At 53.9% G+C, this 12028-nt stretch carries 8 protein-coding genes; all 8 read left to right on the top strand.

The features are described from left to right. The first annotated feature begins 47 nt into the window (after positions 1–47). The 8 genes from ACYQ47_RS33620 (at position 48) to ACYQ47_RS33585 (ending at position 12028) form a co-directional block, all read left to right on the top strand. Positions 48–1262 (top strand): AGE family epimerase/isomerase, encoded by a 1215-nt coding sequence (locus ACYQ47_RS33620; RefSeq protein WP_459909098.1) that lies wholly within the window; start codon positions 48–50, stop codon positions 1260–1262. A gap of 32 nt (positions 1263–1294) precedes the next feature. After that, positions 1295–2401: an S-(hydroxymethyl)glutathione dehydrogenase/class III alcohol dehydrogenase gene (locus ACYQ47_RS33615; RefSeq protein WP_244827166.1), complete on the top strand. Its 1107-nt coding sequence runs from the start codon at positions 1295–1297 to the stop codon at positions 2399–2401. A 14-nt stretch (positions 2402–2415) separates the two neighbouring features. Then, complete coding sequence (gene fghA / locus ACYQ47_RS33610) at positions 2416–3267, top strand: S-formylglutathione hydrolase (RefSeq protein WP_459909096.1); 852 nt, start codon at positions 2416–2418, stop codon at positions 3265–3267. Positions 3268–3918: 651 nt separating this feature from the next. Then, the gene (locus ACYQ47_RS33605; RefSeq protein WP_459909094.1) at positions 3919–6270 is read left to right on the top strand and encodes a type VI secretion system Vgr family protein; all 2352 of its coding nucleotides are present in this window, start codon (positions 3919–3921) and stop codon (positions 6268–6270) included. 3 nt (positions 6271–6273) lie between these two features. Then, positions 6274–8730, top strand: coding sequence for a hypothetical protein (locus ACYQ47_RS33600; protein WP_459909092.1), 2457 nt, complete (start codon positions 6274–6276; stop codon positions 8728–8730). Next, positions 8723–9367: a hypothetical protein gene (locus ACYQ47_RS33595; RefSeq protein WP_459909090.1), complete on the top strand. Its 645-nt coding sequence runs from the start codon at positions 8723–8725 to the stop codon at positions 9365–9367. Before ACYQ47_RS33600 ends, ACYQ47_RS33595 begins: the two co-directional genes overlap by 8 nt. 344 nt (positions 9368–9711) lie before the next feature. Beyond that, positions 9712–10185, top strand: a complete 474-nt coding sequence (locus tag ACYQ47_RS33590) for a hypothetical protein (protein ID WP_459909088.1) — start codon at positions 9712–9714, stop codon at positions 10183–10185. Positions 10186–11767: 1582 nt separating this feature from the next. Further along, positions 11768–12028 carry a PAAR domain-containing protein gene (locus tag ACYQ47_RS33585; protein ID WP_250463372.1) on the top strand — a complete coding sequence of 87 codons (261 nt, stop codon included), beginning with the start codon at positions 11768–11770 and terminating at the stop codon, positions 12026–12028.

Genomic DNA, 12028 nt, shown 5'->3' with positions numbered 1-12028 from the left:
GAAGAACCGCTTCATATGAGCTGCCCCTGACCACATCGAAATCAGCCATGTCCGCATCCGCACCGTCGCAACCCGCTTTCCGCTCGCGCGAATTCCTGCTCGATCACGCGCTGCACACGATGATCTTCTATCACCCGCACTGTCTCGATCCGAACGGCGGGTTCTATCACTACTACAAGAACAACGGCACGATCTACGACCGCAAGTCGCGGCATCTCGTGTCGAGCACGCGCTTCGTCTTCAACTACGCGATGGCGCACAAGCACTTCGGCCTCGACGAATATCGCGGCGGCGTGAAGCACGGCATCGACTATCTGCGCGAGTTTCACTACAACCCGCAAACGGGCGGCTACGCGTGGACGCTCTCCGGCCGCGACGTCACCGATGCGACGAATCATTGTTATGGCCTTGCGTTCGTCGTGCTTGCGTATGCGAAGGCGATCGAAGCGGGTTTCGACGAAGCACGCGCCTATCTCGACGAAACCTGGCAACTGATGGAGACGCACTTTTGGGACGCCGCCCACGGCTTGTACAAGGACGAAGCGAGCGCCGACTGGAAGGTGTCGGACTATCGCGGCCAGAACGCCAACATGCACACGTGCGAAGCGTTTCTCGCCGCCTTCGAGGCGACCGGCGAAGCGCGCTATCTCGACCGCGCGGCGCTCCTCGCCGACAACATGGTGAACCGTCAGGCAGCGCTTGCGGGCGGGCTCGTGTGGGAGCACTACAAGCCGGACTGGTCTGTCGACTGGGATTACAACAAGGGCGATCGCAGCAACATCTTCAGGCCTTGGGGTTTTCAGCCGGGACATCAGACCGAATGGGCGAAGCTGCTGATGATTCTCGACCGGCATTGTCCGGAAGCGTGGCATGTCGCGCGTGCGCGTGAGCTTTTCGATCGCGCGATGGAACTGTCATGGGACGACGAGCACGGCGGCATGGTCTACGGCTTCGATCCCGACGGCAAGTTCTACGACGAGGACAAGTACTTCTGGGTGCAGGCGGAATCGTTCGCGGCCGCGGCCTTGCTCGCGGATCGCGCCGAACGCGATAGCGACAGCGCCGCCGCGACGCGCTACTGGAACGATTACGACCGTTTGTGGACCTATAGCTGGGCGCATTTCGTCGATCACAAGTACGGCGCGTGGTATCGCATCCTCACGCGCGATAACCGCCAGTACAACGACGAGAAAAGCCCCGCCGGCAAGACCGACTATCACACGATGGGCGCATGCTACGAAGCGCTGAACGTGATCCGCTAATTCCTATCAAACGACATCAGGAGCCTTGAACGATGAAGACCAAAGCAGCAATCGCATGGGAAGCAGGCAAGCCGCTCACCATCGAGGAAGTCGATCTCGAAGGCCCGCGCGCGGGCGAAGTGCTGATCGAAGTGAAAGCGACGGGCATTTGCCACACCGACTACTACACGCTCTCGGGCGCCGACCCCGAGGGCCTGTTCCCCGCGATTCTCGGCCACGAAGGCGCAGGCGTGATCGTGGATGTCGGGCCGGGCGTCGGCACGCTGAAGAAGGGCGACCACGTCATTCCGCTCTATACGCCGGAATGCCGTCAGTGCAAATTCTGCCTCTCGCGCAAGACCAATCTCTGTCAGGCAATTCGCGCGACGCAGGGCAAGGGCTTGATGCCCGATGCGACCTCGCGCTTTTCCATCGACGGCAAGCCGCTCTTTCACTACATGGGCACGTCGACGTTTTCGAACTACATCGTGGTGCCGGAGATCGCCGTCGCAAAGGTGCGTGAGGACGCGCCTTTCGACAAGATTTGCTACATCGGCTGCGGCGTGACGACGGGCGTGGGCGCGGTCGTGTATTCGGCGAAGGTCGAAGCGGGCGCGAACGTCGTCGTGTTCGGGCTGGGCGGCATCGGCCTGAACGTGATCCAGGGCGCGAAGATGGTGGGCGCGGACAAGATTATCGGTGTCGATATCAATCCGGGGCGCGTGGAGCTTGCGAAGAAGTTCGGCATGACCCACTTCATCAACCCGAACGAAGTGGAGAACGTGGTCGACCATATCGTGCAACTCACCGATGGCGGCGCGGACTATTCCTTCGAATGCGTGGGCAATGTGAAGCTGATGCGTCAGGCGCTCGAATGCACGCACAAGGGCTGGGGACAGTCGTTCATCATCGGCGTGGCGGCGGCGGGGCAGGAGATCAGCACGCGGCCGTTCCAGCTCGTGACCGGGCGCGAGTGGAAGGGCTCGGCATTCGGCGGCGCGCGTGGACGCACGGATGTGCCGAAGATCGTCGATTGGTACATGGAAGGCAAGATCAATATCGACGATCTGATTACGCACCATTTGCCGCTTGAACGTATTAACGAAGGCTTCGACCTGATGAAGAAGGGCGAATCCATTCGTTCCGTCGTGATCTATTGAGAGAGGATGCAGCCATGCTCGAACTCGTCGAAGAACACCGTTGTTTCGATGGCGTGCAGCGTATTTACCGGCATCAGTCGGACGTGATTGGCCTGCCGATGCGCTTTTCGGTTTTTCTGCCCGCGCAGGCTGCCCATTCGCGCGTGCCGGCGTTGTTTTATCTTGCCGGCCTGACTTGTACCGAAGAGACGTTTCCCATCAAGGGCGGTGCGCAACGTTACGCCGCCGAGCATGGCATTGCATTGATTTCGCCGGATACGAGCCCGCGAGGAGCGGGTATTCCGGGCGAATCCGATGCGTGGGATTTTGGCGTTGGCGCGGGTTTTTATGTCGATGCGACGGTGGCGCCTTGGGCCGAGCGGTATCGGATGTATTCGTATGTGACGCAGGAGTTGCGTGAGCTGGTTTTGCGAGAGCTGCCGTTGCGCGAGGACCGGATTGGCATCTTCGGGCACTCGATGGGTGGGCATGGTTCGCTCGTGCTCGCGTTGCGTAATCCTGATCTTTATCGCTCGGTGTCGGCGTTTGCGCCAATTGCCGCGCCGTCTTTGTGTCCCTGGGGCGTTAAGGCTTTCTCCGGATATCTTGGTGATAATCGCGAAGCGTGGAAGCTATACGATGCCAGCGAACTCGTTATCGGCGATGCGGCTTCGCGTTTCGATGGCGGGATCTTGATCGATCAAGGACTTGCGGATCAGTTTCTCGACGGGCAGCTTTTTCCGGATGTTTTCGAGCGGAATGCTCGGGAGGCGGGGCATCGAGGGGTCGTCTTGCGTAAGCACGATGGGTACGATCATGGGTACTTTTTTATTTCCACGTTCGTGGGGGAGCATGTTGCGCATCATGCGCGAGTTTTGTGTAAGTGATTTTTTTGGGTTTCGGCTGACTATGGTTTTTGTATCTGGTTGGGGCGCTTTTTTTCTTCGGGGAAGTTGCTCTGGTTTCTTGCGGTCCTTTGCAGTAACCGCCTGCCCGGCGGAGGGGTTACTTTCTTTGCTGCTGCAAAGAAAGTAACCAAAGAAAGCAGCTTTGGAACCGGCTTCTGAAGCACAACTGGTTCCTCGCTATTTCCCACAAACCCTTTGAGCACTTCCCATTGTTCGCGCTCGTGGTTATCAATTATTAGGAATGCGGCGTTTTTGACTTCGCTGTGTAGTGGTCTAATGAATCCGGACGCTGATTTAGGCGAGAATGGTCGCCATGACGAGGTGTCTGATGAGCAAGCAACGACGTACGTTTTCCCCGGAGTTCAAACAGCAAGCCGCCGGTCTGGTGTGGTGCGGACCAATATCGGTAAGCGTGGCCCAGGCATCGAATGTCGCATCGGACAAGTCCGAATGTTGACCTGAACCGTTCCAGCACACACGCATATAACTTCTTGAATCTGCGGAATATTCAGCGGTTCCGACAGAATCCCGCTCAGTTCATTGCCTAATGGCAGCGATTTATTGCGTCACAATGGCCCGTGGTCGAAAATGTAATTTCGTCGTCCTTTCGAACACGAGGCAACGCAAGACATGGCTGCAACCGATTTTCTGACGGCGATCAAAGATCGCAACGCATGGCTTTCCCAGCACCTCTCATTGACTGTCGCAGGACTTAAGGTCCCGGTCCGTCCGCTGGAATACACCATCACGGAAGCGATGAACGAGTTGTTCGAACTCGATATCCTCATCTATTCCGACGATCAGACGCTCGATGGCGTCCACTTTCTCGGCAAGAACGTGTCCTTCGTCGTCGAGGAGCGCGCGGCGCTGAAGTACCTCGACACCGCATCGCGTCACGCGCGGACCTTGCACGGCGTAGTCCGTGAATTCACGCACCAGAGTTCAAGCAACGATGGTGCGCAATTCCGTCTGAAGATCGCGCCACGTGTGTCCTTACTCGATCTGACGAAGACGTCAAACGTCTTTTTACAGAAGACGCTCAAGGACATTTTCTACGAGCTATTGGTCGATCGTGAACATCTCTTTCCGCATGATATCGAGTTGAATTTTGAGGGCGTCGATCAGCGCTACGATCAACTGCTGATGCACGAGGAAAGTGTTCTTGAATTTTTCCGACGTCAGTGCTTACGGCATGGGTTGTATTGGTACTTCAGGCACGCTCCGCTCGAGAGTAAAACCCATCGCGATACGCTCGTGGTGGATAACCGTGCGAACGGTTACATGCGTTCGATCGACGTGCCCTACGTCCGTCCCAATGGTCTGGACGGCGAGTTTCACGAAGCGCTGCTGAGCATCAAGCGCAGGCAGACGCTGCTGCCTGAAAGCGTCGAGTTGCGCGATCACAACTATCGAACGCCCAATGCGCCGGTGTCCGCGATCGCGTATGTGGATCGAGGCGACAAAACGCTCTATGGCCAAATCAATCGGAGCAGCGAGCATTTCCATACTCCGGAAGAGGCGCAGGCGCTCACCAAAGTTCGTGCGCAGGACATTGCTTCGAAGCAGGTCATCCACACTGGCACGACGAACATCGCCGGGCTGTATCCGGGCTGGGTGCTGACGACCACCAACCACAAGTTGCCGAAAGCGCCTTATGGTCTGGTGATCGTCAAGCTCAAGACGACGGGTTCGCTCTCCAAGCCGGTTCTGAACGAATTCGAAGCCACGCCTGCGGACAAGATATGGCGGCCCGAGTACGTCCCCGAGCGCGACTGGAAATGGATGAACGGCTCGATCATCGCGACGATCGAATCGAGCGCCGAGGGCAGCCCCTATGCGGATTTAGACGCGCATGGCCGGTATCTGGTCAGGTTTCACTTCCATCGTGGCGCGGGCAAGTCGGGATCGAACAGCATGCGGCTGCGGCTGATGACGCCGTCGGCCTCGTGCGAAGGCGGGTTTCATGCGCCCTTGCTACCCGGAACGGAAGTCAGAATTTTCTTCACAAATTCTGATATCGACAGGCCCTATATAGGATTCGCCGCCTTCGACTATTCGCACACGAATCACGTTCACGGGCTTGAGGGCTGGAACTCGCGTTCGGTGTGGCGCTCGGCGCTGCTCGCCAACAAGGTGCGCTTCGAGGACTTCAAAGGCCGCGAAGGCGTGAAGCTGGCGACGATCTATCAGAAGTCGTCGGTGAGCATGGGCTATCTGGTGGATAACCAGAAGCAGCTTCGCGGTGAAGGCGTCGAAATTCACACGCAGGGCCACGCGACCATTCACGGATCGAAGGGGCTGTTCTTTTCTGCGGATGCGTTGTCGAGTCCGAATGCGCCGCATCTGGAGATGAACGCCGCGCTGAAGGAACTGCAATCGGCTTTGACGCGCGTCACGTCGCTGGTTCGGGCGACGACGCAGGCGAAGGCCGAGCCTGCTGATCGTGATACGCAGGCAAGCTTGATGGACACGCTCGATCAACTCAAAAGCGCTGGCCTGCTCGCGAGCGCGCCGGGCGGCATGGCCTTCGTGACGCCGCGCTCGGTGCAGCAGGCGGCGGGCGACAACGTGATCGTCAATGCGGGCAAGCACGTCGATATCAGTGCGGTGAGGCGCTTCACGGTCGCTGCGGGCGAATTGATTTCGCTGTGCGCGCAGAAGCTGGGCATGAAGCTGTTCGCAAAAGGCCCGGTGGATATTCAGGCTCACGACAGCACGCTGAACCTTTATGCCGACCAGCAATTGCACGTCTCCAGCGCCAACGCGAATGTGCTCGTAAACGGCAAAACCCGCGCCGTCCTCGCCTGCGGCGGCGCGGCGATCAAGATCGAGAACGGCAGCATCGAATTGGTCTGTCCGGGGGATTTCAAGATCAAGGCGGCGTCGTTCACGTTTGAGGGGCCGCAGAGCCTGAATCCGCCGCTGCCGAATTTACCCAAGAGCGATTTCAAGCTCGCAGAAACTTATATTCAATCTCGCTAAAACATGATTATCAGCCCCCCGTTCCTTCCGGCTGAAGGCCTCACCGTGCCCGCCGAGAAGTGGAAGACCGATCCGATGATGGATGTGGTGGATAAGTTCGAGCTGACCTATAGCGGCGTCTTTCCGATTGCCTCGGATCGTCGCTGGCATTGCGGCATGCATCTGGTGCCTGATTGCGGACTTGGCCAGAAAGAGCCGGTGCGCGCGATTGCTGATGGCGAGGTCGTGGCGTATCGCGTGGCGCAGAATGCAGTATCGGATGGGCAGAAGAAGTCCGATGGCACCAATGCGCTGAACAGCAATACGGGCTTCGTGCTACTCAAACATACGACCGACACGGGCGAAGGTCGCACGATCACGTTTTATTCGCTGTACATGCACCTGCTCGACATCGTGGGCATGCAGGGGCTTGTGCCGCAACTGCAGCCAAGCCAGGCTCCGCAAAACAGCTCACCCAACGCGCTGCCTAAGTGGCTGCTCGCCGAGACCGAAGGCGTTCAACCCGGCGGGAGCAAAAAGGTGTATCGCAAGGATCAGCTCGGCTATGTCGGGAAGTATCACAACGAGACGCATCTGCACTTCGAGATCTTCATGACCGAGGCGGATTTCACGGCGTGGTTTGAGCAGAATGGTCATAAGGTGGCACTGGGAGAGTCGCACCCGGAGACGCCAGTGTCAAAGGACTATTGGGGGCATACGTACTTCGTCATCCCTGAGAAATCCGCATTCGTCAGCGTGCCTCCGGGAATGGCAAGCCTGAACACTGGAGGACACACCCCAAAGCCATTTTTTCCGGCGCTGAATGAGGGCGTCTTGGGCGATGGCAATACGCTGTATGTCCAGACGTATTTCAGTCGCGGCGAGCGGTTCATGCGCGCGTGGATCGATCGGGGCGATGGTACGCTGGTCGCGCTTACGCCGGATGAGCCGATCAAGGATAAGTTCGACGAATACGAGTATCAGTTATACGAACGTGCCACGAAGCTTTACGGAACGTGTCCGAGCGATGGCTACGAGATGCTGCGCTTCGGGCGGATTCTGAGTACGGATACGCCCTCGCTGTCGGCAGAGGCGCAGGCGACGTGGCTGGCTGTGCCGTTCGATCAGGGCAAGGTCGGATATATCGATGTGAATCAGCAGATAGTCAAGAAACTGTCGGATGCGGATTTCCCGTTCTTTATGGACTGGCAGAAGATCGAGGACGGCAATACGCCTTTTGATCAAGCTGGTCTGTGCGGATATGACGAGCTATGCCGGATCACCGGCGTGAGCGATCTGCAGTCGCCTGATGCGGCTACGCTTCAGGAATTCAGTAAAGAGGAGAGCCTGAAATCGTACGTACAGGGACAGGCGGCGGTACGCGCCAAGCTAAAGGGCTTTATCTGTCACGCGAAGAGCGAGTGGGACGCGAGTAACAATGAAGCTCGATACGGCGGCTTAAAAGAGCCGGAGGGGTTCTTTGGAAAGCGCAAGGATGTCGATCCTGACGGGTACACGCGTTTCATCGAGTTTGTGGAGCAGTCGCAGTTCATGGGGCAAGTGCAGGTGCAGTCGGGTGAGGACAACAAGCTTTGGTTCTTCCATCCGCTTGCGTTTATTCGGCACTTTAGGAAGTGTGGGTGGTTGAGTGCGAATGAATTCAAACGGATTTATTCCGACAACCATTATCCGAGAAATGTCCGCCCCAGCGGAGAAGAGTTGCGGTCTACATATCTAACGCCGCTAAACCTCGCGACAAGGAAGTTTGTCCTTGCAACCCCCTCGCGATTAGCACATTTTTTGGGGCAAGGTGCTGTCGAGAGTGCATGGCTGATGTCAATGCAAGAAACAAGCATGCTAGGAACTGTCACCGCGGGCGCGCTTCACGGTGCCGCAATTAATCCAGCCTCGAAAATATCAGAATCCTATCTCGGGCATTGGTACGGACAAGTGCCGTCAGAAGAAGATCTCTGGTTTAAATCTGAGAAATTCAATAGCCACGGTGGCAGGATAGCGGGTAGCTACGACTGGAAAAATGGAAACTGTGACAAGGATGATGCTCAAAAATTTCGCGGGCGTGGATTTAAGCAACTTACAGGCAGGAGCAATTACGCAAGTTACTGGCTGTTTCGGGGCTGGATTACGCGTTCTTCATTTACGGATTCATGGTGGAGTGATGCCGCATTCAGGCGGCATGATCGAAACGGCATGACAAAAACTCCAGCGAATATTGAGGACCCACATAGAGTCGCCTTTATCGAAAATTGCATCGATAGCGGAGCATTCTATATACGTGTTGAGCGGCCAAAAGTGGTGAAAGAAATTGATCGCGATACTTTGCGTGCTGCGAGTAACGATCAAGAAAGAAATAGTGAACGAGAGATTTCTAGAGCAGTCACCTATGCGATCAATGGTGGCTACATTGATGACGCGCGTAGATTAGAATATACGCATGCAGCAAAGGAGATTATTTGTGACTAGGAAGTATATTCTTTTATTGTTAATCGGATTCTTGTCGCTAAGTTCGGGTTCGATAATGGCGGAAGGCCAGTATGAGGTTCAAGGCGACGCAATTCGATTATTCAATCACGCTACGACTACTCAGTTGTGTAAATTGGACGCACCAGCTATTTATGCAACAGAAACTTACGACGAGGCTGCAATCATTGTCTCCGGTCGCGGATATGTAGAAAAAAAAGATCTTGAAGATTGTTCCGGCAATAAAAAGATACATGTACATAATATTCCGGGACATGTTGGTGTTCTAACAGATGTCAATGTTGAGCAAAAGCTCTACGTTGCGCTGGATTTTGTGACAGTGCAGCCCTATACATGGCTGGCAACCATTGCTAGGCTTGGCACGTCAAAAAATTTAGTCTCTCTCCGTGGCGCTTATATTCCCAGGCAGTCGCTTTCCATTATGAAGAAGTTTTCATTTGGAGGCAGTGGTGATGCCGGTAGTTCTATCATTTCCTTAGATGGTAAATTTGTTGCACCGAACGGAGAAGTTGGTTGCGAGGAAAACTCTTACCCAGGTGTTTGGGACATATTAAAAAATGAGCGGGTTGTCACTGACAGTAGTGCATGTAGTTCATTATTTGGCAAAAAACCTAAATGAGGTATGCGTCGTCCTTCAACGAAAGGTGAACAAAAAGCAAGAGGATTCGGCGATGCATGAGTAATTTTCGTCAGCAGCACATATATCGATTGATGAATCTTGTTGATGGACTTAGTAAAAATAGAAGTGCTTGCCTCAACAGCGTAGAGATTATTCAGCGGATAACGTAGGTTTCGTCAATCGACTTGTCAACGGTGGCCCGAATGGTTACAACGAAAGACAGGCTTATGCAGTGTTTATGCTGAACCAATTATGGGATGCGATGCCTGACTTCTTCCCTGAGTTGCTGACGCCCGCTCACCGCTCGGCAATAAAGCCGGATCTGACTCGCACAAAGAACTAAATTGAAAATATTAAAACTTTTTTCGTTTGTTCTATGGTTTTTTTTGACCGGACCAACTGTCGCAGCGGACCAGTACAAGAATTTTCGTGTGGCTCCTTCTGTGACGACGTCCATTTATCGTGTCGATAGCTCAGTAAAAGTTAAGATTTCGGAGGTAGGTAAAAAAGAACGGTATCAAGTATTGACATTTGATACCGAAAGCACGCTGCATCTGGCTGTAGCGGACTATGCTTTTAACGGGACGAAGGGCTTTTCCGTGTGGTATCTGGACGAAGGAATGGGTAAAGACACGATCTCAATGGTGTTTCTATTCTCATTGAAACAACATCGATTCGTCGAAATTCGGCCTGCTTGTGGGGACGACTTTGTTAACCTTCAAATTGACAACGTCAGACGTGAATTGGTTAGCACGTATCACGAAAGAAACGAAGCCGTGCTGTGTCGAACAAAGTCTAAAAAGCTCAGCCCACAATGAAATCCCCGATCCGCTACGGCGACAGAATCGAACACAGCGGCGCAGTCACGAGTGACTCGCCGTTCAGCGTATTCATGCAGCTGAATTCACGGATTGGCTACCACCCGAAGGGGATCTAGTCGTCACAACACCAAGACACAAGAGGGTAAAAATAGATCTTTCGAAGCCTTAATTTCATACAATATTTTTATGCGTCCAAAAACAGTTAAAGACACGTTATTTTTTGCGGCTCTGCTTGCTTGCTCAGCTTCTGCTTTTTCAGCGAGCCCAAACAGTAGCGACGATGCTTTTTCGCAATGTATGGCTCGCACAAATAACGATAGGCTAACCTGTGGTTCTGGATGCGGAATGATTTTGCATCAGTGCTACGAGGAGGGGGTATCCGAATTGAATCAGAATTCCGAAAAAATTGTTTTGCAGATAAATAATGTCAGTTCCTCATGCGTAATGGTTGCGAGGGATTATCTGAGTATATTTTCGCAAGCATCCGAACGTATAAAAAAGGAAGCAGCGGATCAACCAGGTTGGTTGGAAGATGAGCTAGATCTACATTTCGCAAAACAACAGCTAGCCACACTTAAGCTGCTCTTGAAAGAGTGTAGATAAGAATCATGCGTTGTCCCCTTCCTTACGGCCGAAGGCCTTACCATGCCTGCTGAGAAGTGGAAAACCGATCCGATATCAGATACTTCTCACGGGTGATCGTACTTCGGGTACAAATTCCTCACGGACAATTTTTGAGGGACGCGCTGGTGGGGGTTGGTGCGTCGTACTTACGTCACCGCCTGTTGCCAGTCTCTCTCCGGTGAGCCCACGTAGTATGACAGCAGAGCCGATACGATGGAAAACATCGACGCAGGCATCACCTGGCTATCCGGAAACTCACGTAATCTATGTTTGGAGTCAAGCGAGTCACATTTATAAGCCATCGCAATGCTATTTAGTATCAGGTGGGAAGAGACAAAATATTAGTTGCTCAAACGCGTATAGATGACTGCGTATCGACTAGGAACGGCAGGGTTGGAACTGTTTAATTTGCGTAAACGCAAAGACGGGGCCTCGGTCCTCCAGATCGAGCCGAATGAAAAATAAGTTATGATATTAAAACTGATGAAGGTGCTTTCCCTTCTATCGCTTTTCATCCCCATGGTAGCCCATTGCGATGCATTTGCAGATGTTTACTGCTTCTCATCAGACATTAAGGGCATTGAAGACTTCGAATTTCGCATGTTCTTCGATCAGTCAACGAAATTTTCAAGCGGGTTTGTCCGATACCAGAATTCGAAATCTGTAATTCCGCTAGTGCTGAAATCTGCTGACGAACAGACGTTGAGTGCAGGTAGGCCGGACGAATTAACCTCGACGTGGCTTGAAGTTAATCGCGGAAAGATTACCGGTGAATACGAAATGGTAAGTCAAGGAGCCAACATTTATTCAATGGTATATACAAATTATGGTACACGGAAAAAGTCAAGCTTTACTCTTGATCCAAACGTCACCCCTAGCCTTGAGAAGGGTTGTCAGTGGTAGCTTTCTGTAATGCGTGTCCTCAAGTTGGGCATGCAAATAAAAAGGTTTGCAAATGAAATCCCCCATCCGCTACGGCGACAAACTCGAGCACGGCGGCGAAGTCACAAGCGGCTCGCCGTTCAGCACGTTCATGGGCCGCGCACTCGCGCGCCGCGACGACAGCGCCCAATGCGACCTCCACGGACAAACCACGATTGCCGAGGGCGACGAACGGTTCCCCGATCGCGACGGCAAGCCCTACGCGATGCAGGATCATCGCTGCGCGTGCGGCTGTCGCCTTATCTCATCCTTGCAAAACGTGAACTTCGCGTAA

This window comes from Caballeronia sp. HLA56, assembly GCF_054655155.1.
This window is presented reverse-complemented; position numbering and strand designations above follow the sequence as displayed.